This is a genomic window from Bradyrhizobium sp. i1.15.2, from assembly GCF_040548425.1.
Taxonomy (GTDB): Bacteria; Pseudomonadota; Alphaproteobacteria; order Rhizobiales; family Xanthobacteraceae; genus Bradyrhizobium; species Bradyrhizobium canariense.
The window spans coordinates 849,072-872,723 of record NZ_JBEPRQ010000001.1; the positions used below are offsets into that span (position 1 = coordinate 849,072).

A 23,652-nucleotide genomic window follows, 5' to 3' on the forward strand; every position below is an offset into this window, starting at 1 on the left:
CGGTCGCGGCCGCTTCTACAACGTCGCGCGCTGCTTGTCTCGCCCGACGGGCCCGTAAAGCCCCACCCCGGAGGGAACGGGGAGGCGCTGGGACTCGGGCCTTGCTGCGGCCGCCTGGGCCCGCAGATCGGCCAGCTCGCCTCGCGCGGCCCGGGCATCCGCGTCATGCCGGCGCGCCGCACGCCGCCAGTGCCGCTGGCCGAACCAGACGGCACAACCGCCCGCGAGAACCCCGAGCGCGGCCACCACGATCAGGAGCAGGAACAGCGGCAGCGTGACCGAGAATGACGGGTCGTTGGACACGAAGGGATCGAACGAGACCGTGACGAAATGCCGGTTGGCGACGGCAAAGATCATCAGGATCAGGCCCAGCGGAATCACGACCAGCGCGGTCAGGAATTTTCGCATCTCGGCTCGCTCGCCTTGAATCAAAGTTGCGGCCGCATCGGTGGCGACCGCCGGAAACCCTGAGGTGGACCTCAGTCTGGCGCGCCTGGATCCGGATGGTCGCGATTCAACCGTTCGCGCATTTCCTTGCCGGTCTTGAAGAACGGAACGCTCTTCTGATCGACAGGCACATGGGCGCCGGTGCGCGGATTGCGCCCTGCGCGCGCAGGGCGATGCTTGACCGAGAAGGCACCGAAGCCGCGCAACTCGACGCGGTCACCGCGCGCGAGAGCCGCTACGATCTCTTCGAGAATCGCATTCACAATGTTCTCGACATCCCGCTGGTACAGATGCGGGTTGTGCTCGGCGATACGCTGAACAAGTTCGGATTTGATCATCGAGAGATAGGACCCGGGAGCGTGCGGACGACCATTTCCGTGAAAATACCGTGATCTGTCAAGACGCTAAATGAAGGTTGAGCGTCGTGAAAATACGTGACAAATGCCAAAAAAGCAGGCTGGCCCTGCACGCGCCGAACGGGAAAAACCTCCGGGGCTCGCCCGGTTCCGTCAGTTCGACGCCGCCGGCTGCCACAAGGCGAGCATTCCATCCATTCCGAGCCGATCGACCGCCTGTGCGACGCCGGTTTGTCCGATTTGATGCGCAATCGAGCCTAAACCCAGTGCTTCCAGCGTCACTGCGGCCGCCGTCTTGAGGAACGGCAGATCGCTGAAGCGCGGCTGCAGCTTGTAATCGCGCACGGAGAGCCCCTTCTTGACGCCCTTCTGCTCGACCAGCCAGGTCACGGCGGTCTTCTCGTCGCCGATCTGGTCGATCAGCTTGAGATCGATGGCCTGGCGTCCGGTGAAGACACGGCCATCAACCACTTTCTCGAGCTGCGTGTCATCCATGCCACGCCGATCCTTCACCAATCCCTTGAACCAGGCATAGGAATCCTTCACCAGCGCATCGAGCGCGGCCCGTGCCTCGGGGCTGGTTGGCTCGAAACCGTTGGGCGCGGCCTTCAGCGGCGTGGACTTTACCTCCTCGACCTTGACGCCGACGGTCTTCAACAGCTCCGAGACGTTCGGAAACTGGAACAGCACGCCGATCGAGCCGACCAGCGAGCTCTGCTGGGCGATGATGTGATCGCTGGCGATCGCGGTGATGTAGCCGCCGGAAGCCGCGAGGCCTTCGACGACGACTACGAGCGGTTTCTTCGCCTTCAGACTCACAAGGGAATCGTAGAGCTGCTCGGAGCCGGCGGTGGTGCCGCCCGGCGAGTTGATGTGGACGATGACGGCGGCAGCCTGCGAATTCTCCAGCCGCTCGAGCGCCTGCGTGCGATCGGAATCGCTGCGGATCAGGCCGTCGATCTGGACCCGCGCGATCGAGCCGGCGGACGCGAACGTGCCGCGCGCACCCGGCGTCGCGACCAGTGCGAAGCCAGCGATCGCCGCGATCGCGATCAGCGCGGCCAAGACGCGCCAGAACGTCAGCTTGCGGCGGATCCTGCGGCGATCGACGATGATGTCCGAATCGAGCGACATCGAGATATCTCCAAATGAAAGGCCAGGCGCGTTGTGCCGTCGCAGCGTCACCATTGGCTTATCTGGATACATCAATTGCGGCGCAATTAGAAGAAAACAAGGCCGGTAGCGGCGTAGCCCGGATGGAGCGCAAACGTAATCCGGGGTTCTCGCCTCACGGAGAGGCTTTCCCGGATTGCGCTTCGCTCCATCCGGGCTACGACCTCAACAACAAAAAAGCCCCGGCTCGCGCCGGGGCTTTGGTGCAGCGAAACCTGCGTTTCGCTTACTTGGTGTCGCGGTTCTTGAGCGCGGTGCCGAGAATGTCGCCGAGCGTCGCCCCCGAATCGGAGGAGCCGTACTGCGCGATGGCTTCCTTCTCTTCGGCGACTTCGAGCGCCTTGATCGACACCTGGACCTTGCGGGCCTTCTTGTCGAACTGGATCACCCGGGCATCGACCTTCTCGCCGACGGCAAAGCGTTCGGCGCGCTGATCGTTGCGGTCACGGGCGAGCTCCGAGCGCTTCACGAACGTGGTGAAGTCGGTACCGGTGATCTTCACCTCGATACCGCTCTCCTTCACGTCGATCACTTCGCAGGTCACGACAGCGCCCTTCTTGACGTCGCCCGGCTCGGCGAAGGGGTCGCCTTCGAGCTGCTTGATGCCAAGGGAGATGCGCTCCTTCTCGACGTCCACATCGAGCACCACGGCCTTCACCATGTCGCCCTTCTTGTAGTTGTCGATCACCTGCTCGCCCGGCTGCTTCCAGTCGAGGTCGGAGAGATGGACCATGCCGTCGACGTCGCCTTCGAGGCCCAGGAACAGACCGAACTCGGTCTTGTTCTTGACCTCGCCCTCGACCGTCGAACCGGTCGGGTGACCTTCGACGAAGACCTCCCACGGGTTGCGCATGGTCTGCTTGAGGCCGAGCGAGATGCGGCGCTTGACGGAATCGACTTCGAGCACCTGCACTTCGACTTCCTGCGAGGTCGAAACGATCTTGCCGGGGTGCATGTTCTTCTTGGTCCACGACATCTCGGAGACGTGGATCAGGCCTTCGATGCCCGGCTCGAGCTCGACGAACGCGCCGTAGTCGGTGATGTTGGTGACGCGACCGGTGAAGCGGGCACCCAGCGGGTACTTGGCTTCGATGCCCTGCCACGGATCGTCCAACAGCTGCTTCATGCCCAGCGAGATGCGGTGCGTCTCGTGGTTGATCTTGATGATCTTGACCTTCACGGTCTGGCCGATCGAGAGCACCTCGGTCGGATGGTTGACGCGGCGCCACGCGATATCGGTGACGTGCAGCAGACCGTCGATGCCGCCGAGATCAACGAACGCACCGTAATCGGTGATGTTCTTGACCACGCCGTCGATGACCTGACCCTCTTCGAGGTTCTGCACCAGCTCCTGACGCTGCTCGGCGCGGGTCTCTTCGAGAACCGTGCGGCGGGACACGACGATGTTGCCGCGGCGACGGTCCATCTTGAGGATCTGGAACGGCTGCGAGTTGTTCATCAGCGGCGCAACGTCGCGGATCGGACGGATGTCGACCTGCGAACGCGGCAGGAAGGCCACGGCACCGTCGAGGTCGACGGTGAAGCCGCCCTTGACCTGGTTGAAGATGACGCCGTTGACCTTCTCGTTGTTCTGGAAGGCCTTCTCGAGCTTGCCCCAGCTCTCTTCGCGGCGCGCCTTGTCGCGCGACAGCACGGCTTCGCCGAGGGCGTTCTCGATCCGATCGAGGAACACTTCCACCTCGTCGCCGACCTTGAGCTCGCTGTCACGGCCGGGGCCGGAAAATTCGCGCAGGGCAACGCGGCCCTCGGTCTTCAGGCCGACGTCGATGACGGCCATGTCCTTTTCGATTGCAACAACCTTGCCCTTGATGACTGAGCTTTCCTGCAGGTTGCCGCCTGCGAAGGACTCGTCGAGCATCGCGGCGAAATCGTCGCGCGACGGGCTATAGGTATCAGCAGAAGTCGAAGCCATTTGTTCTCCAGTTGCGGATGTCGTGCCGGCCGTTGGGTTCTTGGGCGCATCGTACGCGCAGTGTCGGAAGGTCCGCAGAACCTTCGAGCGACCGCTCGCTGCTCCGACCTGGAGGACGGAACAGCGGAAGCGGGCCGGCTGAGGCCCGCGCGTGCGATACGTGGAAATCTTTTGTCCGGAGCCTGGATCGCGTCGGCCCCAAGCAGGGACCGAGAGTATCGACCTCAAAGAGCGGGAGCGGGCGCTTCCTCCAATGACGGCAGCGGCTTAACCCCGCGACCGGCCCGCTCGGACGGCCTCGATAATGTCGATGGCGGCCCGGACGCCGCCTTCTATATCCAGTTGGGAGTTATCTAGCAAGTAAGCATCCGCGGCCGGCTTCAGGGGCGCGATCGCCCGGTTCTTGTCGCGTTCGTCGCGCTGGATGATGTCGGCGAGTACGGCGGCCTCATCGGCCTCCTCACCCCTCGCCTTGGCCTCCATGGTCCGGCGGCGGGCGCGGACTTTGGGGTCGGCGACGACGAAGATCTTCACGTCGGCATGGGGGCAGATCACGGTTCCAATATCCCGCCCATCGAGCACGGCGCCCGGCGGATCGGCGGCGAATTGCCGCTGAAAACTGATCAGGGCTTCGCGCACCCTTGGGATCGCCGAGACGATGGAGGCGCCCTCGCCGGCCTTCTGGGTCTTCAGGGCGGGATTGCCGAACTTCTCGGGATCGAGTTCCAGCGCCGCAGCGACCGCCGCCGCCTCGTCCCGGAGATCATGACCGGACTGCATCAGGGAATAGGCCACCGCGCGATAGATCACGCCGGTATCAAGATGACGGTAGCCGTAATGGTGGGCGAGGCGCTTGCCGAGCGTGCCCTTGCCCGACGCCGCGGGCCCGTCGATGGCGATGATCATGAAAAATCGGCCCCAAGCGAACGCATCATCGGAATGAAATCCGGAAAACTGGTGGCGATGAAGGCGGTGTCGTCGACGGTCACCGGCTGGTCGGACGCGCAGCCCATCACCAGCGCGGACATCGCGATGCGATGGTCCATGTGGGTGGCCACGACGCCGCCGCCGGGAACATGGCCGCGGCCTTCGACGATCAAATCGTCGCCGGAGACCTCGACCTTGACGCCGTTGACGCGGAGCATCGCGGCGGTGGCTTCAAGACGGTCGGATTCCTTGACGCGCAGCTCCTGGAGGCCGCGCATGATGGTCGTGCCCTCGGCAAAGGCGGCCGCCACCGCCAGCACCAGATATTCGTCGATCATCGACGGTGCGCGCTCCGGCGGCACCTCGACACCGCGCAATTTCGAGGCGCGTACGCGCAGCTTCGCCATCGGCTCGCCGGCGTCGCTGCGAACTTCACTTTCCTCAATCGAGGCACCCATTTCGCGCAGCGTGGTGAAAAGACCGGTGCGCAGCGGATTGGTCATGACGTCGGACAGAACGATTTCGGAACCTTCGACGATCAGCGCGGCAACGATGGGGAACGCCGCCGATGAGGGATCGGCGGGCACGACGACATTGGCGCCATGTAACTCCGGCTGCCCCACGAGCGTGATACGGCGGCCGTGCTGACCTTCCCGCACCGAGGTGATCTCGGCGCCGAAATGCTTGAGCATCAGCTCGGTGTGGTCGCGGCTGGCCTCGGTCTCGATGACCGTGGTGATGCCGGGCGCGGCCAGGCCCGCGAGCAGCACGGCGGATTTGATCTGCGCCGAGGCGACCGGGGTCTTGTAGGTGATCGGCAGCGGATCGCGCGCACCCTGGACCGTCAACGGCAGACGGCCGCCCTCGCCGCCGGCGACGACCTTCGCGCCCATCTTTTCCAGCGGGTCCAGAATCCGGCGCATGGGCCGGGTGCGCAGCGAGGCATCGCCGTCGAAAATCGCAGAGATCGGGCAGCCGGCGACGGCGCCCATGACGAGCCGGCAGCCGGTGCCGGAGTTGCCGAAATCCAGCGGCGCTTTGGGCTCCGCGAAGCCTGCGACACCCACGCCGTCGACTTTCCAGGCGAAATCTCCGGTGCGCTCGACCCTGGCGCCAAGCGCCTGCATGGATTTGGCGGTGTTAAGGACGTCCTCGCCCTCCAGGAGGCCCGAAATCCGTGTCTCTCCGACCGCGAGCGCGCCGAGGATGAGGGCACGGTGGGAGATCGACTTGTCTCCGGGCACCCGTACTTTCCCGGTCAGGGGACCGCTGGCGCGCGACTGGAGCGGCGTCGGCTTGTCGGAATCGGTCAAGTTTGTGTCCTTGGATAGGCCCGAAACGTCCCTGCGGGACTCGCGGGGCAGGTACCACACGGTCTCCCCGCCGTCACGGGCATGTCGTTCTCCCGTAATGCGCTATTGACAGCGGGCCGCCAACTAGCCAAGTGAAGCACCGCTTTTCAGACATTTCCAGGATTCCTCTGCCGTGGCCAAGTCCGAACTCGGAACTAAACGTATTTGCCCGACGACGGGCAAAAAGTTCTATGACCTCAACAAGAATCCGGTGATCTCGCCCTATACCGGAGAAGTCGTGCCGATCGCGCCCATCGCGCCGGCGCGCGCGCCCCGCGGCGCCGAAGCCCGCCACGCAGCCGCTGCCGCCGACGCCACGCCGGAGCCGGCGGAGGTCGAGGAGGTCTCGCTCGAGGAGGCCGATGCCGAGGAGAACACCGGCAAGGTCAAGGCCGTCGTGCCCGAATCCGAGGACGACATCGAAGTCGATGAGACCATCGAGGACGATGACGACGATGATTCGACCTTTATCGCCGACGACGAAGAGGGCGATGAGGACGTCACCGACATCATTGGTGATGTCGGCGGTGACGAAGAGACTTGAGATAATTCCAGAACTGTGGTTCTGGGTCTTTCCCGACGCGTCGCCCAAGGCGCGTCGGACGGTTAAGGGGCCATAGCTCAGCTGGGAGAGCGCTTGCATGGCATGCAAGAGGTCGGCGGTTCGATCCCGCCTGGCTCCACCACGCTTCGCCCTTCGGGCTACGCGTGGCGCAGCCGCGCACAGCCCGAAGGGCGAAGCGTGGTGTCCGGCGAAGCCCGAAGGGCGAAGACGGGCTGGTGAGATTCCCACGCAGCGGCTGCCCAGGCGATAATCGTCAATGTGGTCCGTCTACATCCTCCGCAGCATCGAATTTCCCGAGCAGGAATACGTTGGGGCCACGGAAAATCTGAAGCGCCGGATTCCAGAGCACAATGCTGGCAAATCCACCCACACCGCCAAGTTCAAGCCTTGGAAGCTGATCTGGTACTGCGCCTTCCGTGACAAGTACAAAGCGCTCGCTTTTGAAGCGTACCTGAAGTCTCACTCCGGCCGGGCCTTCACAAAGAAGCGGCTGTCCTAAGAGCGCACCTCTTCCCCTACTCCCCGATCACCGCATTCAACCGGTCCCTCAGCGCCACAATCTCATCCTTCATCGCGACCAGTTCCGAGACCGAGCAGTCCGACGCGGCCAGGATCGATTGCGGCACGGCGCGCGCCTTGTCCTTCAGGGCCTGGCCCTGCGGCGTCAATGCGATCAGCACCTGACGTTCGTCTTCGCTCGAGCGGGTGCGCTTGACGAGGTGGGCCGCCTCCAGCCGCTTGAGCAGCGGCGTCAGCGTGCCCGAATCCAGGTGCAGCTTTTCGCCGATGTCCTTGACCGGCACGTCGTCGCGCTCCCACAGCACCAGCATCACCAGATATTGCGGATAGGTCAGGCCGAGCCGGTCCAGCAGCGGCTTGTAGACGCGGTTGAAGGCGTGCGCGGCCGAATAGACCGCGAAGCAGATCTGGTTGTCGAGGCGCAGCGGCGCGTCCGCTGCCGAATGTTTCCGGGGCATGGAGAATCTCACAGGACTTGCTTCCATTCTGGGGCCGGCCGTCGCCACATTCAATTGCGAACAATTAAATGTGAGGCGCCATAATTTCAATTGCGCACAATCTAATTGTTTGCAATAAGGATCGCACCCCACCCGAACACACAGGGAGACGAAAATGTCAGTGAACGTCCTCTACAAGACCAGCGCAAAGGCCACCGGCGGCCGCGACGGCCATGCTGCGACCCTCGACGGCGCGCTCGACGTCAAGCTCACCACGCCGAAGGAGCTCGGCGGCGGAGGCGGCGCGGGCAACAATCCCGAGCAGCTGTTTGCGGCCGGCTATGCCGCCTGCTTCATCGGCGCGATGAAGTTCGTGTCTTCGCAGGGCGGCCCCAAGGTTCCGGCCGACGCCTCCGTGACCTCGACCGTCGGCATCGGCCCGCGCGCGGCCGGCGGCTTCGGTCTCGACATCGACCTTGCCGTCTCGTTGCCGGGCCTCGCCCGCGCGGAAGCCGAGGCGCTGGTCGAGAAGGCGCACCAGGTGTGCCCGTATTCCAACGCGACGCGCGGCAATGTCGACGTTCGCCTGACGGTCGTCTGATCGGTTCGGTGAAGCGGCTGACCCGGGATCCCTCTCAGGCCAGCCGCTTCCCTTGATTTGCCATCCCGCGGGATTGCGGCGACCGCCTGCATGACGCCCTACGCGGGAAGCCATTGCCCGCTCGGACGAACCTCGTTAGGCCTGTGATCACATCGACACAGGGGACGCGAAGGCATGACTGAAGCCGCCAGTTCTGGAGCCGCCACGGGCGCAATGAGCGGCCTGCGCGTCATCGATCTCACGCGCGTGCTCGGCGGGCCCTATTGCACCCAGATCCTCGCCGACCATGGCGCCGACGTGATCAAGGTCGAGCCGCCCGCAGGCGACGAGGTGCGCGACTGGGGCCCTCCCTTCCACGACGAAGACGCAGCCTATTTCATCGGCATCAACCGCAACAAGCGCTCGATCGGCCTCGATCTCGCCTCCGAGGGCGGCCGGACCGTGCTGCTCAAGATGCTGGAGAGCGCCGACGTCCTGATCGAGAATTTCAAGCCGGGCACGCTGGAGAAATGGGGCATCGGCAACGAGGTGCTGCGCGAAAAATTTCCGCGCCTCGTGCATTGCCGGATCTGCGGCTTCGGCGCCGACGGTCCCCGCGGCGGCAATCCCGGCTATGACGCCATCATCCAGGCCATGACCGGCATGATCGCGGCGACCGGCTCGCCCGAGAGCGGGCCGATGCGGATCGGCGTGCCGCTGGTCGACATCGGCACCGGCCTCTATGCGGCGATCGGCATCTTGATGGCGTTGTCGGAGCGGCAGCGCTCGGGCCAGGGCCAGTTCCTGGAGACCACGCTGTACGAGACCGGCCTTGCCATCATGCATCCGCACACCGCGAATTATTTCATGCATGGCAAGCCGCCGGCGCTCACCGGCAACGAGCATCCCAACCTCGTGCCCTATGCGATCTTCCCGACCAAGACCGACAACATCTTCATCGGCGTCGGTAATGACGGCACCTTCCGCAAGCTCGCCAAGGAGATCGGCAAGCCCGAGCTCGGCACCGATCCGCGCTTTGCGCGCAACAAGGACCGCATCGCCAATCGCGAGGCGCTGCGGGCCGAGCTCGCCGCCGTGTTCAGCCAGCACGAGGCCGAGCCGCTGTGCAATCGCCTGCTCGCTGCGGGCCTGCCCGCAGGCCCCGTGCAGAGGATCGACCAAGCGTTGACCAACCCGCACACGATCGCGCGCGGCGATATCATCGAGAAGGATTGGTACAAGGGCGTGGCATCCCCGATCCGGCTCGATCGCAGCAAGCCGAGCCTACGTCGCCTGCCGCCGAAATTCAGCCAGCACGCCGCCGAGGTGCTGGGCGAGTTCGGCTACTCCAGGTCCGAGATCGACGCGATGGTCGAGCAGGGCACGGTCTGCGGACCCGAGCGCAAGCGCTGAGATAAGACGAAGATCGAGCTTCACCGTCTAAAACGGCCGGACGATTCCGACGCGCGGGATCAGCGTAAGGATCAGGCCGAAGATATTCGTCTTCTGATCCTCCGCCCGAATCAGCGGCGTCTCGCGTGCGGCGGGCAGCATCTTCACCGCGTGCAGGATCAGGAACATGCAGACCGCCCAGTTCGAGATCCAGCGCGAATAGTCGAACACCATCGCGAACATCACGAGGCAGGCGAGGCTGACGCCGGCAAGCGCCGCGATCACAAGACGGCGATGCGTGTCGTTTGCCAGCGCGCCGATAAGGTTTGCAAAATAACGCCACAGCGGTATGTGCAGCCAGATCAGCAGCAAGAACACGGGCACGCCAAGGATGTTGTGGGGCAGGCGGCCCCAGGTGTCGGAAATCTCCTTCGTCAGCGGCTGATACCAGATGTAGGCAAACTGCAACATATCGGTCCGCGACGGATCGGCCATCCGGCTCTTCAGGTAGGCAACGAAATCCGCCTCCGCGATCGGCATCGTTCCCCAAAACTGCGCGGCGAAGAACAGCGTGGAGACGGCAAGCAGGGCAACGACGCCGAACGCGACATTGGTGCGATCGCAGCCCTGCGTCAGATAGTGCCTGATCACGACGATGGTGATGATCGTCGGCACATACATCAGGAGATGGATGTGGTGGATCAGGACGAGAACGATCGAGAACAGCGCAGCCAGCGCCACGAACAGCAGCGAGCCGGCCGGCACCAGCAGCAGGATGATCGCCAGCGCGCAGCCATAGATGTCGAAATGGCCGAGCGTGTGCATGAAGTTCTTGAGGAAGAACGGCGAGCCCGCGATGAAGACGAACAGCGGCAATGTCTTCGTGGTGAAGCCGAACGTCTTCTGAAATAGTCTTGCGTACAGTCCCAGCGTCACCAGCCATGTCGCGCCGCCGAGCGCGAACACCAGCCATACCGGCACCTTGTCGGTGAACAGCGCGACGATCGCCCCGATCAGCGCGCGCTTGATGAAGCCGAAATGATAGTCGACGAGGAGGTGGATGTAGGGGACGTAAGGCGGCAGCTGGATCTTGTGAACGAAGACGCCGACGATGACCGCCGCGTTGATCGCGAGCAGGACGCGCCAGGGGTTTTGCAGGATGCGTGCGGTCACGCCGCATCCATAGCGCGGCCGCCCGGAATTACAAAATGAACCGGCTCAAATCCGCGTTCTTGGCGAGGTCGCCGACGTGCTTCTGGACGAAATCGGCGTCGACCCTGACGGTCTCACCGCTGCGGTCGGGGGCGGTGAAGGAGATCTCGTCCAGCACCCGCTCCATCACGGTCTGCAGCCGCCGCGCGCCGATGTTCTCGACGGTGGAATTCACGGCGACCGCGACGTCCGCAAGTGCGTCGATGGCGTTGTCGGTGATGTCGAGCGTGACGCCCTCGGTCTGCATCAACGCAACATATTGCTTGATCAGCGAGGCCTCGGGCTCGGTCAGGATGCGGCGCATGTCGTCACGGGTCAACGCCTGCAACTCGACGCGGATCGGCAGGCGGCCCTGCAATTCCGGCAACAGGTCGGACGGCTTGGCGACATGGAAGGCGCCGGAGGCAATGAACAGGATGTGGTCGGTCTTCACCGCGCCGTGCTTGGTCGAGACCGTGGTGCCCTCGATCAGCGGCAGCAGGTCGCGCTGCACGCCCTCGCGCGAGACGTCGCCGCCGGCGCGGCCTTCGCGGGCGCAGATCTTGTCGATCTCGTCCAGGAACACGATGCCGTTGTTCTCGACCGCGCTGATCGCCTCCATCGTCAACTGATCGCTGTCGAGCAGCTTGTCGGATTCCTCGTTGATGAGGATCTCGTGCGAGCTCTCCACCGTCAGCCGCCGCGTCTTGCTGCGTCCGCCGAGCTTGCCGAAGATGTCGCCGATCGAAACCGCGCCCATCTGCGCGCCAGGCATGCCCGGGATCTCGAACATCGGAAAGCCGCTGCCGCCGCCTTGCGTCTCGATCTCGATCTCCTTGTCGTTGAGCTCGCCCGCGCGCAGCTTCTTGCGGAAGGAGTCCCGCGTCGCCGCGCTGGAATTGGCGCCGACCAGCGCATCGAGCACGCGCTCCTCGGCGGCGAGCTGCGCGCGTGCCTGCACGTCTTTGCGCTTGCGCTCGCGGACCTGGGCGATCGCGACCTCGACGAGATCGCGCACGATCTGCTCGACGTCGCGGCCGACATAGCCGACCTCGGTGAATTTCGTCGCCTCCACCTTCAGGAACGGCGCGTTGGCAAGCTTGGCGAGCCGCCGCGCGATCTCGGTCTTGCCGACGCCGGTGGGGCCGATCATCAAGATGTTCTTCGGCAGCACCTCTTCGCGCAAGGAGCCTTCGAGCTGCTGCCGCCGCCAGCGGTTGCGCAGCGCGATCGAGACGGCGCGCTTGGCATCGGCCTGGCCGACGATGAAACGGTCGAGTTCGGAAACGATTTCGCGGGGGGAGAAGTCTGTCATGGGACCTTAGCTAGGATCAGATGCGGCGGGGGACAAGCCGCTTTTTTGCCATCAGATGATCGGCGGACCCGATTGCCATTGTTTCACGGCCTCGACCGGGTGGATCAGCATCAGGATATTGAGCGTCAGATTGTCGCGAATATGCAGCGCCAGCATGATTTCAAAGGCGAGCCCGAGCATGACGGTCACCGATACAGGCAGCAGGCGCGCGGCGAGGAAGCCCAGCATCATGGACAAATTGTCAGAAACCGAATTGACGATGCTGTCGCCGAAATAATCCAGCGAGATCGTGCCGGCGCGGTAGCGTTCGATGATGAATGGCGAGTTCTCGACGATCTCCCAGGCACCCTCGATCAGCATCGCGACGATCAGGCGCGCGGGCCAGGACAGCGACACGAACGGCAGCCGCGCGAACAGCAGCCAGGTCAGTCCATAGAACAGGAAGCCGTGCAGGATGTGCGAGAAACTGTACCAGTCGGCGATGTGCTGCGAATTTTCCGAGCTGTTCACCACGCCATGCCACAGCTTGACGTAACCGCAGGTGCAGATCGGCACCCGTCCCATCGCGAGCAGGATCGAGGCCTGCATCGCCAGCAGCAGCAGCGCGATGCCGACCCAGGCGAGCGGTGGAAACGCGGCCCTGCTCTCATGCGTGGTTGCCAGCGTCATGGCTCGCGCACCATCAGCAGCGCCGCTCCGTCGGGCGTCTCGACCATGCGGTCGGGGACAAAGCCGGCCTTCTCATAGGCACGCACCGCGCGCGCGTTGAGCGGATCAGGATCAGTGACGATGCGGGGCAGACCCTGCCGCAACTGCGCGTCGGCGAATTGGCGGATCAATGCCGAACCGTGCCCGCGCCCGATCATGTCGCCTTCGCCGATGAACTGATCGATGCCACGGGTGCCCTCCGGTTGCGGCCCAAGACCCGTATTCCAGGCTGTCAGGCGGTAGCATTGAAGATAGCCGAACGGCTTGTCGCCGGCCAACACGATGAACTGGTCCATTGCCGGCTCATCGAGATCGCCGCTCACGAGCGCGAACTGCTCGTCCGGATCGCCCCACCATTCCCGCACATGTACCTCGCGGAGCCATCGCCGGATCAACGGCAGATCGGCCGCGGTCATCGGGCGGAAGGTGTAGGCGAGGGTCATCTAGCGGTGCTGCGCTCCCTCTCCCGTCTGCGGGAGAGGGTTGGGGAGAGGGTGCGTCCGCAATGGGACAGCCCCCAAGAGGACAGAGCCCTCACCCGCGCCTTCGGCGCGACCTCTCCCGCAAGCGGGTGAGGTTGCAGCCAGTCCGGAGCTACATTGTCCAGCCACAGATAGGCCCTACCCGGCGGACAGCGCTTCGACGGTGACATTGCGGTTGGTGTAGACGCAGATGTCGGCGGCGATATCGAGGGAGCGGCGGACGATGGTCTCGGCGTCCTTGTCGGTGTCGAGCAGGGCGCGGGCCGCCGCCAGCGCGTAATTCCCGCCCGAGCCGATCGCCATCACGCCGGCTTCGGGCTCCAGCACGTCGCCGGTGCCTGTCAGCACCAGGGAGACGTCCTTGTCGGCAACGATCATCATGGCCTCCAGCCGTCGCAAATAACGGTCGGTGCGCCAGTCCTTGGCGAGCTCGACGGCGGCCCGGGTCAATTGCCCCGGATATTGCTCGAGTTTGGCTTCCAAGCGCTCGAACAGCGTGAAGGCGTCGGCCGTTGCGCCGGCAAAGCCGCCGATGACGTCGCCCTTGCCGAGTTTCCGGACCTTCCTGGCGTTGTGCTTGATCACGGTCTGGCCGATCGAGACCTGGCCGTCGCCGCCGACCACCACCGTGCCGCCCTTGCGGACCGTCAAAATCGTGGTGCCGTGCCAGCCCGGCGAGCTGTTTGGGGAGTCCTGCATGAATGATCCTCATTGTCCGGGCTGATTTAGGCGGTCGGGAGCGGGGGCACAACGGGCCGCTCCGGGACCAATTTCGCTCACCATAGGCAGAAGTAGAGGCCCGGCCAGCCGTTCCCGCAGTAGCGAAGGCGTCATTTGGCTGTTAAAAGACCGGCGTTTTCGGCCCCGAACGAGGATGAAAGCTAGTTTTGATGCGCACCGCGACGATCAAGCGCAAGACCAAGGAAACCGACATCGAGGTCACCGTGAACCTCGATGGCACCGGCGTGTCCAATATCGCGACCGGCATCGGCTTTTTCGACCATATGCTCGATCTCCTCGCCCGCCATTCCCGCATCGACCTCACGGTCAAGGCGGTCGGCGATTTGCACATTGATCATCACCATACCACCGAAGACACCGGCATCGCGCTCGGCCAGGCCATTAAGCAGGCGCTCGGCAACATGGCGGGCATCACCCGCTATGCTGGCGTGCACATGCCCATGGACGAGACGCTGTCACGCGTGGTCATCGACATCTCGGGCCGCCCTTTCCTGGTGTTCAAGGCCGACTTCCCTCGCGACAAGATCGGCGAGTTCGACACCGAGCTGGTGCGCGAGTGGTTCCAGGCCTTCGCCATGAACGCCGGCGTGACTCTTCACGTCGAGACCCTATATGGCGATAACAGCCACCATATCGCCGAGTCCTGCTTCAAGGGTCTGGCACGGGCGCTGCGCACCGCCGTCGCGATCGATCCGAAGGCGGTGGGCGAAATCCCGTCCACCAAGGGCTCGCTCGGCGGCTGACATCTTTCGGCCCGCGGCACGCGCCGTTTGCGGTATCACTGAATTCTTGGGAACGGGGCATCGCCATGTCCGTCTACACAGTTCATGCACCCTCCCCTGCCGGAGCCGATCTGCGCGCGACCGACAAGTTCGTCTTCGTGCGCGACGGCTTCCATTTCTGGGCGATGATCTTCGGCCCGCTCTGGCTGCTGTGGAATCGGCTGTGGCTGGCGCTGATCGGTTGGGTGATCTTCGTTGCCGCGTTCAACGTCGGGCTGTCCAGCCTCGGCGTCGGCCGTTCGTCGATCTTCTTCGCCGACATCATCGTCGCGCTGCTGATGGGATTCGAGGCCTCGAGCCTGCGCCGCTGGACGCTGTCGCGCGGCAAATGGCGGCAGCTCGACGTTGTGATTTCCGACGACGAGGACACCGCCGAGCGCCGTTTCTTCGAGCGCTGGAGCCAGAAGCAGCGCGGCATCGTCAACGATCAATGGGCCGTCGATCGCGGCGGCCCGCCGCCGACCCGCAACGTGCCGGGTCAGCAATTCTCCAACCCGCCGCCGATGCCGGCCGGTGGCATCATTGGTTTGTTTCCAGAACCGGGAGGGTCAAGATGAGCGTCGCCATCATCGATTACGGTTCCGGCAATCTGCATTCGGCCGCCAAGGCGTTCGAGCGCGCCGCGCGCAGCATGGACAATCCGCAAAAGGTGTTCGTCACCAGCGATCCGGACCAGGCCTACGGCGCCGACCGTCTGGTGCTGCCGGGCGTCGGCGCCTTCGCCGATTGCCGGCGTGGGCTCGATGCCGTCAACGGCATGGTCGAGGCGATCACCGAGGCGGTGCGCGTCAAGGCGCGGCCGATGTTCGGCATCTGCGTCGGCATGCAGCTGTTCGCCACCCGCGGCAAAGAGCACGTGATCACGCAAGGCCTGAACTGGATCGGCGGCGACGTCGAGAAGATCACGCCGCGCGACGAGAGCCTCAAGATCCCGCACATGGGTTGGAATACGCTCGATGTGCTGCGCGAGCACCCGGTGCTGGACGGGCTGCCGCTCGGCCCCAAGGGCCAGCACGCCTATTTCGTGCACTCCTACCACCTCAAAGCCGCCAACGAGGCGGACGTGCTTGCGCGCGCCGATTACGGCGGGCCCGTCACCGCGATCGTCGGCAAGGACACGGCGATCGGGACGCAGTTTCACCCCGAGAAGAGCCAGCGCTTTGGTCTGGCCCTGATCTCGAACTTCTTGCGATGGAAACCGTGATGGCCGCTGCTCTTGTTACCTCCCCCCTTGTGGGGGAGGTCGAATGCGAAGCATTCGGGAGGGGGGTAGCCACAACGGTGGTGCCCGTGGCTTACCCCTCTCCCCAGCGCTCCCCCACAAGGGGGGAGGGAGCGCACCGTTCGCGCAGAAAAATCCTGGCTCAATCATGATTCTCTTTCCTGCGATCGACCTCAAGAACGGCCAATGCGTGCGCCTCGAACAGGGCGACATGGCGCGCGCGACCGTGTTCAACCTCAATCCCGCCGCGCAGGCCGAGAGCTTCGTCGCGCAGGGCTTTGAGTATCTCCACGTCGTCGATCTCGACGGCGCGTTTGCCGGCAAGCCCGTGAATGCGCAGGCGGTCGAGACGATGCTGAAGACGATCACGATTCCGGTGCAGCTCGGTGGCGGCATTCGCGATCTCGCGACCGTGGAAGCCTGGCTCGAAAAGGGCGTCACCCGTGTCATCATCGGCACCGCCGCGGTGCGCGACCCCGAATTGGTGAAGGCTGCTGCAAAAAAATTCCCCGGCCGCGTCGCGGTCGGGCTCGACGCACGTGACGGCAAGGTCGCGGTCGAAGGCTGGGCCGAGACCTCGCAGGTAACAGTGCTGGAGATCGCACGGCGTTTCGAGGATGCCGGCGTCGCCGCCATCATCTTCACCGACATCGCGCGCGACGGCCTGCTCAAGGGCCTGAATCTCGATGCGACCATTGCGCTGGCGGATGCGATCTCGATTCCCGTGATCGCCTCCGGCGGCCTCGCCTCGATCGAGGACGTCAAGGCGATGCTGACGCCGCGCGCGAAAAAGCTCGCCGGCGCGATCGCCGGTCGCGCGCTTTACGATGGCCGGCTCGATCCCTCAGCCGCCCTCACCCTGATCCGCGCCGCGGCCTAGGAGACATCCGATGTTCAAGGTGCGCGTGATCCCCTGCCTCGACGTCAAGGACGGCCGGGTCGTCAAGGGCGTCAACTTCGTCGACCTGCGTGATGCCGGTGACCCCGTCGAAGCGGCGATCGCCTACGACGCTGCCGGCGCCGACGAGCTCACTTTCCTCGACATCACCGCGACCCATGAGAATCGCGGCATCATGCTGGACGTGGTCCGGCGCACCGCGGAAGCCTGCTTCATGCCCGTCACCGTGGGCGGCGGCGTGCGTGAGGTCAACGACATCAAGACCCTCCTGCGCGCGGGCGCCGACAAGGTCTCGATCAACAGCGCCGCGGTGTCGCGGCGCGAGTTCGTCAAGGAAGCCGCCGAGAAATTCGGCGGGCAGTGCGTGGTGGTCGCGATCGACGCCAAGCGGGTCAAGCGCGCCGGTGGCGGGGAGCGCTGGGAGATCTTCACCCATGGCGGCCGCAACTCGACCGGCATCGACGCCATCGAATATGCCCAGGAGGTGGTCTCGCTCGGCGCCGGCGAAATCCTGCTCACCTCGATGGACCGCGACGGCACGCGGCAGGGTTTTGACATCCCGCTGACTCGGGCGATCGCCGACAGCATTCCCGTTCCCGTGATCGCTTCGGGCGGCGTCGGCAATCTCGACCACCTCGTCGACGGTATTCGCGACGGCCACGCCACCGCCGTGCTGGCCGCCTCGATCTTCCACTTCGGGGAATTCACCGTCCGCGAAGCCAAGGAGCACATGTCCCGGCGCGGGTTGCCCATGCGCCTCGATGCCTGACGACTCCCGTTCCTAAAAATGCTACATGATTGGCGGGGATCGGCTTATCCCGCCAGATAACCGGCCAATCATCGGCCAAGGCGCGTTTTCCGAGTATTTTGTATGCCGCGTTTCACGATCCACGATCTGGCCGAGACCATCGACGCCCGCGCGGCAGCGGGTGGCGAGGCGTCCTATACCCGCAAGCTCCTCGACAAGGGCGCCGAACATTGCGCCAAGAAGTTCGGTGAGGAAGCAGTCGAAACCGTAATCGCAGCAGTCGAAAACGATCGCGCGCATCTGATCGCCGAAGGCGCCGACCTGCTCTATCATTTCCTTGTGCTGCTCAAGGCCCGCGGCGTAAAGCTGGAAGAGGTCGAGGCCGCATTGGACAAGCGGACCAATATGTCAGGGTTGGAAGAAAAGGCGTCGCGCAAGGGCGGCAGCTAGCCGAGGTGGAGAGTCGCGTCATGGATATCCGCGCACCCGAGCAGCAGTATAATCCTTACCGCGTCTATACGCGTGAGGAGTGGTCGCGACTGCGCGACGACACGCCGATGACGCTGGAGCCGGGCGAGTTCGACCGGCTGCGCTCGCTGCACGACCGCCTCGACTTGCAGGAGGTCGAGGACATCTACCTGCCGCTGTCGCGCCTGCTGTCGATCTATGTCGATGCGATGCAGCGGCTTTATTACGCGGAGCGCCAGTTCCTCAACATCCGCGACCGCAAGATGCCCTACATCATCGGCGTCGCCGGTTCGGTCGCGGTTGGAAAATCCACCACGGCCCGCGTGCTTCAAGCGCTGCTGGCGCGCTGGTCGCCGCGTCCCAAGGTCGAGCTGATCACCACCGACGGATTTCTGTATCCCAACGCCGTGCTGGAGCGGCAGGGCATCATGCAGAAGAAGGGTTTTCCGGAAAGCTACGACCTGCCGCTGCTGCTCAGCTTCCTCTCCGACATCAAGGCCGGCCGCCGCCATGTGCGCGCGCCGGTCTATTCGCATTTGACCTACGACATCGTGCCGAACCAGTGGGCCGAGATCGACCAGCCCGACATCCTGATCGTCGAGGGCGTCAACGTGCTGCAGACCGGCAAACTGCCGCGTGACGGCAAGGCCGTGCCCGTGGTGTCCGACTTCTTCGATTTCTCGGTCTATATCGACGCCGACGAGGCCGCGCTGCGGCAGTGGTACATCAGGCGCTTCCTGTCGCTGCGCGACACCGCGTTCACCAATCCAAAATCCTACTTCAACCGCTACGCGCTGTTGTCGGACGAGGAAGCCACCGCCACCGCGATCGCGATCTGGGAACGCACCAACCTCGCAAATCTCGAGGACAACATCCTGCCGACCCGCCCCCGCGCGACCCTGATTCTGAAGAAGGGCGCCGACCACACGGTGGCGAGCGTGGCGCTGCGCAGGCTGTAATCGCTGCGGTCGACGAGTCTAGCCCGCGCGCAGAGTGTCTTTTGTTGCAGACCGGCAAAGGGTATTCCGCTATGACCTTCGTAAACGCGAGGGACCCATGGTTGATCGTCTCAGAAACGCCGCCGAGCAGCTGGAAGCACCGACCTGCCCGGACTGCCATATCGAGATGAAGTGGTTCCGTTCCGAACTGCTGGCGGACGAGCCGACTCCGATCATCGCGCATCTTTTCGTGTGTCCGCATTGCAAGCGCGCGGCCCAGGCAGACACCAAATTCAGGGGCACGCCAGCGCCGACGGCCAAGCTGTCCGCGCCGCGGTTTCCTGCTCACGCCGCATAACGGTTCATTCCGCCGGAGCGCGCAGTGATGCCGGGCGCCCGGCCTGCTCCGCACCCAAGCTGACGTGCGTCGCCGGCAAGCGGCTCACTTGCCGGCCTTCGCGATCCAATCCGCAGGCTTGATGCGCCCTGCGAAAGCCGCCGCACCGGTGGTGCTTGCCCGGTAGACGAAAGCTTCGCCTTCCTGCACGTCCCCGGCATCCTTGCCGAAGACATCGGCGATGTTGGTCTTGTGGGTGACCAGGACGGTGTTGGTGCCCGCCTTGGGCGGCGCATCGACGAGCCGCCGCACGGCCTGGCCCGCTTTTGCATTTGCACCGGTCGGATTTGCCATGCCCGACGCACTCGCGTTGCTGCTGTCCGTCAACGCGTCGACTGGCTTGAGCTCGCGACCGGAGATCAGTCTGCCCGCCTCGATCGCGCGGTTCAGCTTGCTGGTGTAGAGATCGCCGATCGGGATCGCGAGTTCCTTGATGGCCGTCCCGATCTGGCGCGCCATGTCGCGGCCCTTTTCACTGAGCTGACGCTGGGCGCTCATGTCGTCGAACTTGAAAGGGTAGACATCCTTTTGGCTGTCGTCGGTGGCCGTGTGGCGAAACACCAACACGTAACCGCCTTGCTTGAGCGAGGCGATCAGTTGCGAGCTATCGGCCGAGGTGGCTTGAGTGGAACCACAGAGAAGGATCACGAAGGCGAGGCGGCAAAGCATGTTGATGCGAAATCCTCTGCTTAAAATGCCCCAGAGGATGGTGACGCGCGAAGCGCTCGATTTCAATTGTCGATTGCCGTCCGAGATCGGGTTCCTATGGAATCCGGATCAAACCGTCAGCTGCCGCGCCGCCGCCAGTCCGGCCAGCGCCTCTTCCAGCTTCTCGCGATCGAGCGGCTTGATCAGAAACCCGTTCATGCCCGCTTCAAAGCAGGCGTAGCGATCTTCCACCAGCGTATTGGCGGTGAGCGCGAGGATCGGCGTGTGGTGGCCGCCCTTGGCTGCCTCATGCGCACGGATGCGTTTTGTCGTTTCGATGCCGTCGAGCTGCGGCATCTGGATGTCCATCAGCACGAGATCATAGGGCGTGCCGGCCGAGGACGCGCCGAGCCAGGATTCCAGCGCGGCCTCGCCATTGATCGCGATGATGACGCGGTGACCGAGTTTCGTCAGTAGCGAGCGCATCAACAGCGCATTGATCTCGTTGTCCTCGGCGACGAGAACCGAGAGGCCTTTCGCCGGTACCGCGCCGGTGGATGGGGCAGATGGCTCCGGCGCGAGATCGGGCGAGGCGACCTCCGGGGGCAGCGCGAGGCGTGCGGCGAGTGAGGCCGCGCGCAGCGGCTTCACCAGGAAGCCGGTGAAGGCCGGCGAGATTTTCTCGTGGCGCGAGCCGGACGTCAGCAGCACGAGGCGTTGCGTCGCATGGCTGCGTGCGGCTTCGCCGAGGCGGTCGGCAATGGCAGCGCCGAGCGCGCGATCGATGAGCACCGAATGCCATGAGCGTTCCGGCAGCAGCGCTTCCGCCACCGCGGCGTCGGTCACCATGCAGGTCTGGCCGCCCCAGCGCTCCAGCCGCCGCGCGATCAGGGAAGCCTCGATGCCGTCGGCAATCAGCAGGATCGACTTGCCTGTGAGGTCGGGACTCGGGAACGCCGTCTGCTCCGCGCCGGCGGAGGATGATGCCAGCGGGACTGAGACGTCGAAGGTCGAACCCTTGCCCGGCTCGCTCGCGAGCGTGATGCGGCCGCCCATGCGCTTGACGATGCGCTCGCTGATAGCGAGACCGAGGCCGGTGCCGCCATAGGTGCGGGCGACGCGTTCGTCGGCCTGCTCGAATTCGCGGAAGATGCGCTGTTGCGCGTCGGCTGCGATGCCGATCCCGGTGTCGCGCACCAGAAAGCTGATTTCGTTCGGCCAGATGCCGGGCTCGACGATCAGCGCGACGCCGCCGCTCGCCGTGAACTTGATGGCGTTGCCGGCGAGGTTGAGCAGCACCTGGCGCAGCCGCGCGGCGTCGCCGACCACTTCGAGCGGCAGCCGCTCGTCGACATAGGCGGCGATCTCGAGCTGTTTCGCCTGCGCGCGCGGCGCGAGCAGCTCGGTGATGTCCTCGATCAGGGCCGAGAGCGCGAAGGGACGCTGCTCGAGATCGAGCTTGCCGGCCTCGATCTTGGAATAGTCGAGCAACTCCTCGATCAGCGCCATCAGCGCTTCGCCGGAGGTCTTCACGGCCTTGGCGTAGGTCGACTGCTCCGGCGTCAGCGTAGTGTCGAGCAGCAGCCCGCCCATGCCGATGATGCCGTTGAGCGGCGTGCGGATCTCGTGCGACGCCATCGCCAGGAAGCGCGATTTGGCCCGGTTGGCGGCGTCGGCCTGATCGCGGGCCTCGGACAGCGCCCGCTCGGTCTCGGTGCGGTCGGTGACGTCGCGTCCGACGCTCTGCAATTCGGCGGGCTGGCCGGCGTCGAGGCGGACATAGCCTTCGCGCCAGGCGATCCAGCGCGCGCCGAGCGGAGTTGCGATCTTCTGGTCGTGAATCCGCGTGCCGTTGCTCTCGCGGGCGCTGTCGCCCTGCTCCAGCACGTCGAAATCAAAGCGCGTGCCGACCAGCGCGCCGCGCGCCTGTGCGGCAAGCGCGCAATAGGCGTCGTTGGCGAAGGTGATGCGGCCGCCTGTGTCGCGCAGCACGATCAGATCGCCCTGCTGTTCGAACAGGCTGCGAGCGCGCTCCTCGGCCTCCTTCAGCTCCCAATTGCGGTCGATCAGCGTTTCGTTGTGGGCAGCCAGCGCACGCATCCGCTTGTTGACGAAGCGCAGGCGCATGCTCAGCGTGGCGAGGCCGAGGCAGGCGAGCGCGAACAGGAAGCTGACGCCGATCGCAAACGCATTGGGATCGTAGCCGGACGTCTCGGACCGGCTGCCGGAGACAAACCCATAGGCGCCGCCGAAGGTCGCCGAGAAGATCATGAAGGAGCGGATCGCGAAGGCGATTCGTGGGTACTGTCGCCTGAAGCGACGCATGCGCACCTTGATCCGGAACGTCCGATCCATCGCCACCGACCCGACTCTTTTCGTAAAAACCTGTGCTCGCTGTAAACGACGATGTGCCGCCGACCTTGCGAACAGTTTGAGGCCCTGCGACCGCCTCCAAACAGGGTTGACGAGACGTTAACGGCGCAAAGCGAGGCGGCTCAAAGCGAGGCCGCCTGGAGATGGCGGTGGCCGCCGCGGGCGCCGACGATCAGCGCCGCCGCCTCGCGCTGCGAGAAGGTTTTCGAGCGCACATAGACCCGGTAATCCGCCGGCCCCTCGGTGGAGAGATAGACCACCTGACCGCCGTCGACGGGCTGTGCGGCAATCGAGATCAGGCGAGTCGAAGGGTTGGCCTGGCAGGACTCCGATTCCGAACCGGGGCCATCGTCGACAACGGCGAAGTCGGCAGCGTCCGCATCCTCGGTAATCTGAACCCGCACCGTGGCGCGCGCGGGATCGTCGGTGAAGGCGACATGCACGCCGGCGGTCCAGAACAGCGACGTCAGCTCGACCGAGGTGTCGCCGAGGGCGATGCAGGGATGCGAGACCGATCCGATCTCGCTGCGCGCGAACACCGCGGCCGCCAACAGGGGAACAACCGAGGCCAGGATCTTGAAACGCAACATGACACGCTACTCGCCAGGCCCTGTACGGGGAACTGATGGGCCTTATGGTTTGCAGAGCGTAAAGGAAACTCGTTACCGCCGGGTTGATGCCGGTATCTGGGGATGAGAATCTCAGTCGGTTAAGCGCTTCTGTTCGTTTTTCGCTCGACTTCAGTGAGAACCAAATAGCTGTTCTTGCCGAAGCTGATCGCCCACAGCGCTGCCCAGGCGCCCCACCTGTTCCTGACCTCGATCTCGACGATTTGGCCAGGAGTGGTGCGAACGATGAGCGGTTGGCTTCTGCCCCAATCAATAGTCGCCTCGATCGTGCAGGCACCGGCCGGCAGCGTGACCTCCAACGCGTCATTGCGCGCAAGCTTCCCAACGCTGGTCCCGTTGACCCACAACTCGTACGACCTCAGCCGATCGGCATATTGGGACGGGCGGACAAATCTGATGGTGCAGGCATTGACGTCGGTCATGGTTCAATC

Annotated in this window: 28 protein-coding genes and 1 tRNA gene; 13 read left to right on the forward strand and 16 right to left on the reverse strand. The window is 64.4% G+C overall.

Features of this window, described 5'->3' with window-relative positions; genetic code table 11:
* Nucleotides 1–15: 15 nt before the first annotated feature.
* The 6 genes from ABIB80_RS03930 to aroA all read right to left on the reverse strand — a co-directional run bounded on the left by ABIB80_RS03930 (nucleotide 16) and on the right by aroA (nucleotide 6,149).
* On the reverse strand, nucleotides 16–408 hold the full coding sequence (locus ABIB80_RS03930; RefSeq protein ID WP_007598407.1) for a lipopolysaccharide assembly protein LapA domain-containing protein: 393 nt from the start codon (nucleotides 406–408) through the stop codon (nucleotides 16–18).
* Nucleotides 409–479: 71 nt separating this feature from the next.
* Nucleotides 480–785 carry an integration host factor subunit beta gene (locus ABIB80_RS03935; protein WP_007598410.1) on the reverse strand — a complete coding sequence of 102 codons (306 nt, stop codon included), beginning with the start codon at nucleotides 783–785 and terminating at the stop codon, nucleotides 480–482.
* Nucleotides 786–956: 171 nt separating this feature from the next.
* A complete protein-coding gene (gene sppA, locus ABIB80_RS03940) occupies nucleotides 957–1,937 on the reverse strand; it encodes a signal peptide peptidase SppA (RefSeq protein ID WP_007598412.1) in 981 nt (326 codons plus the stop codon).
* 265 nt (nucleotides 1,938–2,202) lie between these two features.
* Nucleotides 2,203–3,909, reverse strand: coding sequence for a 30S ribosomal protein S1 (gene rpsA / locus ABIB80_RS03945; RefSeq protein WP_007598413.1), 1,707 nt, complete (start codon nucleotides 3,907–3,909; stop codon nucleotides 2,203–2,205).
* Nucleotides 3,910–4,176: 267 nt separating this feature from the next.
* Complete coding sequence (gene cmk, locus ABIB80_RS03950) at nucleotides 4,177–4,815, reverse strand: (d)CMP kinase (RefSeq protein WP_007598415.1); 639 nt, start codon at nucleotides 4,813–4,815, stop codon at nucleotides 4,177–4,179.
* Nucleotides 4,812–6,149, reverse strand: coding sequence for a 3-phosphoshikimate 1-carboxyvinyltransferase (gene aroA, locus ABIB80_RS03955; protein WP_035993851.1), 1,338 nt, complete (start codon nucleotides 6,147–6,149; stop codon nucleotides 4,812–4,814). The genes cmk and aroA overlap by 4 nt, the downstream gene beginning before the upstream one ends.
* A 172-nt stretch (nucleotides 6,150–6,321) precedes the next feature.
* Between aroA and ABIB80_RS03960 the strand changes: the two genes are divergently transcribed.
* The 3 genes from ABIB80_RS03960 (at nucleotide 6,322) to ABIB80_RS03970 (ending at nucleotide 7,252) form a co-directional block, all read left to right on the forward strand.
* Complete coding sequence (locus tag ABIB80_RS03960; RefSeq protein ID WP_007598417.1) at nucleotides 6,322–6,732, forward strand: TIGR02300 family protein; 411 nt, start codon at nucleotides 6,322–6,324, stop codon at nucleotides 6,730–6,732.
* Between the two features lie 66 nt (nucleotides 6,733–6,798).
* Nucleotides 6,799–6,874: transfer RNA gene (locus tag ABIB80_RS03965), tRNA-Ala, on the forward strand.
* A gap of 135 nt (nucleotides 6,875–7,009) precedes the next feature.
* A complete protein-coding gene (locus ABIB80_RS03970; protein ID WP_007598418.1) occupies nucleotides 7,010–7,252 on the forward strand; it encodes a GIY-YIG nuclease family protein in 243 nt (80 codons plus the stop codon).
* A 16-nt stretch (nucleotides 7,253–7,268) separates the two neighbouring features.
* Here the strand turns inward: ABIB80_RS03970 and ABIB80_RS03975 are convergent, their stop codons facing one another.
* Entirely contained in the window at nucleotides 7,269–7,730 is a 462-nt protein-coding gene (locus tag ABIB80_RS03975) for a MarR family winged helix-turn-helix transcriptional regulator (protein WP_007598419.1), read from the reverse strand.
* 154 nt (nucleotides 7,731–7,884) lie between these two features.
* On the opposite strand from ABIB80_RS03975, the gene ABIB80_RS03980 reads away from it, so the two are divergent.
* Complete coding sequence (locus ABIB80_RS03980) at nucleotides 7,885–8,310, forward strand: organic hydroperoxide resistance protein (RefSeq protein ID WP_007598424.1); 426 nt, start codon at nucleotides 7,885–7,887, stop codon at nucleotides 8,308–8,310.
* Nucleotides 8,311–8,484: 174 nt separating this feature from the next.
* A complete protein-coding gene (locus ABIB80_RS03985) occupies nucleotides 8,485–9,702 on the forward strand; it encodes a CaiB/BaiF CoA transferase family protein (RefSeq protein WP_007598426.1) in 1,218 nt (405 codons plus the stop codon).
* A gap of 27 nt (nucleotides 9,703–9,729) precedes the next feature.
* Here the strand turns inward: ABIB80_RS03985 and ABIB80_RS03990 are convergent, their stop codons facing one another.
* The 5 genes from ABIB80_RS03990 to hslV form a co-directional block, all read right to left on the reverse strand.
* A complete protein-coding gene (locus tag ABIB80_RS03990; RefSeq protein WP_007598428.1) occupies nucleotides 9,730–10,854 on the reverse strand; it encodes a hypothetical protein in 1,125 nt (374 codons plus the stop codon).
* Nucleotides 10,855–10,882: 28 nt separating this feature from the next.
* Entirely contained in the window at nucleotides 10,883–12,187 is a 1,305-nt protein-coding gene (gene hslU, locus ABIB80_RS03995) for an ATP-dependent protease ATPase subunit HslU (protein ID WP_007598430.1), read from the reverse strand.
* Nucleotides 12,188–12,238: 51 nt separating this feature from the next.
* Entirely contained in the window at nucleotides 12,239–12,856 is a 618-nt protein-coding gene (locus ABIB80_RS04000) for a DUF2585 domain-containing protein (protein WP_007598431.1), read from the reverse strand.
* Nucleotides 12,853–13,338: a GNAT family N-acetyltransferase gene (locus tag ABIB80_RS04005; RefSeq protein WP_007598433.1), complete on the reverse strand. Its 486-nt coding sequence runs from the start codon at nucleotides 13,336–13,338 to the stop codon at nucleotides 12,853–12,855. The genes ABIB80_RS04000 and ABIB80_RS04005 overlap by 4 nt, the downstream gene beginning before the upstream one ends.
* 177 nt (nucleotides 13,339–13,515) lie before the next feature.
* Nucleotides 13,516–14,076, reverse strand: coding sequence for an ATP-dependent protease subunit HslV (gene hslV, locus ABIB80_RS04010; RefSeq protein ID WP_007598435.1), 561 nt, complete (start codon nucleotides 14,074–14,076; stop codon nucleotides 13,516–13,518).
* Between the two features lie 191 nt (nucleotides 14,077–14,267).
* Between hslV and hisB the strand changes: the two genes are divergently transcribed.
* From hisB to ABIB80_RS04050, 8 genes are all read left to right on the forward strand, one after another.
* A complete protein-coding gene (gene hisB / locus ABIB80_RS04015; RefSeq protein ID WP_007598437.1) occupies nucleotides 14,268–14,861 on the forward strand; it encodes an imidazoleglycerol-phosphate dehydratase HisB in 594 nt (197 codons plus the stop codon).
* Between the two features lie 65 nt (nucleotides 14,862–14,926).
* Complete coding sequence (locus ABIB80_RS04020; RefSeq protein ID WP_007598438.1) at nucleotides 14,927–15,457, forward strand: DUF2628 domain-containing protein; 531 nt, start codon at nucleotides 14,927–14,929, stop codon at nucleotides 15,455–15,457.
* Nucleotides 15,454–16,104: an imidazole glycerol phosphate synthase subunit HisH gene (gene hisH, locus ABIB80_RS04025; RefSeq protein WP_007598439.1), complete on the forward strand. Its 651-nt coding sequence runs from the start codon at nucleotides 15,454–15,456 to the stop codon at nucleotides 16,102–16,104. The genes ABIB80_RS04020 and hisH overlap by 4 nt, the downstream gene beginning before the upstream one ends.
* A gap of 166 nt (nucleotides 16,105–16,270) precedes the next feature.
* Nucleotides 16,271–17,002, forward strand: a complete 732-nt coding sequence (hisA, locus tag ABIB80_RS04030; protein WP_354127083.1) for a 1-(5-phosphoribosyl)-5-[(5-phosphoribosylamino)methylideneamino]imidazole-4-carboxamide isomerase — start codon at nucleotides 16,271–16,273, stop codon at nucleotides 17,000–17,002.
* 10 nt (nucleotides 17,003–17,012) lie between these two features.
* On the forward strand, nucleotides 17,013–17,789 hold the full coding sequence (gene hisF, locus ABIB80_RS04035) for an imidazole glycerol phosphate synthase subunit HisF (RefSeq protein ID WP_007598443.1): 777 nt from the start codon (nucleotides 17,013–17,015) through the stop codon (nucleotides 17,787–17,789).
* Nucleotides 17,790–17,891: 102 nt separating this feature from the next.
* The gene (locus tag ABIB80_RS04040) at nucleotides 17,892–18,218 is read left to right on the forward strand and encodes a phosphoribosyl-ATP diphosphatase (protein ID WP_007598445.1); all 327 of its coding nucleotides are present in this window, start codon (nucleotides 17,892–17,894) and stop codon (nucleotides 18,216–18,218) included.
* A gap of 20 nt (nucleotides 18,219–18,238) precedes the next feature.
* The gene (coaA, locus tag ABIB80_RS04045; protein ID WP_007598451.1) at nucleotides 18,239–19,195 is read left to right on the forward strand and encodes a type I pantothenate kinase; all 957 of its coding nucleotides are present in this window, start codon (nucleotides 18,239–18,241) and stop codon (nucleotides 19,193–19,195) included.
* 97 nt (nucleotides 19,196–19,292) lie between these two features.
* Nucleotides 19,293–19,532, forward strand: a complete 240-nt coding sequence (locus ABIB80_RS04050; RefSeq protein WP_007598452.1) for a hypothetical protein — start codon at nucleotides 19,293–19,295, stop codon at nucleotides 19,530–19,532.
* Nucleotides 19,533–19,616: 84 nt separating this feature from the next.
* Here the strand turns inward: ABIB80_RS04050 and ABIB80_RS04055 are convergent, their stop codons facing one another.
* From ABIB80_RS04055 to ABIB80_RS04070, 4 genes are all read right to left on the reverse strand, one after another.
* Nucleotides 19,617–20,246 carry a histidine phosphatase family protein gene (locus tag ABIB80_RS04055; protein ID WP_354127114.1) on the reverse strand — a complete coding sequence of 210 codons (630 nt, stop codon included), beginning with the start codon at nucleotides 20,244–20,246 and terminating at the stop codon, nucleotides 19,617–19,619.
* A gap of 102 nt (nucleotides 20,247–20,348) precedes the next feature.
* Nucleotides 20,349–22,574, reverse strand: coding sequence for an ATP-binding protein (locus ABIB80_RS04060; protein ID WP_007598454.1), 2,226 nt, complete (start codon nucleotides 22,572–22,574; stop codon nucleotides 20,349–20,351).
* 140 nt (nucleotides 22,575–22,714) lie between these two features.
* On the reverse strand, nucleotides 22,715–23,182 hold the full coding sequence (locus ABIB80_RS04065; RefSeq protein ID WP_007598455.1) for a hypothetical protein: 468 nt from the start codon (nucleotides 23,180–23,182) through the stop codon (nucleotides 22,715–22,717).
* A gap of 119 nt (nucleotides 23,183–23,301) precedes the next feature.
* The gene (locus tag ABIB80_RS04070) at nucleotides 23,302–23,643 is read right to left on the reverse strand and encodes a hypothetical protein (RefSeq protein ID WP_354127084.1); all 342 of its coding nucleotides are present in this window, start codon (nucleotides 23,641–23,643) and stop codon (nucleotides 23,302–23,304) included.
* Between the last annotated feature and the right edge of the window lie 9 nt (nucleotides 23,644–23,652).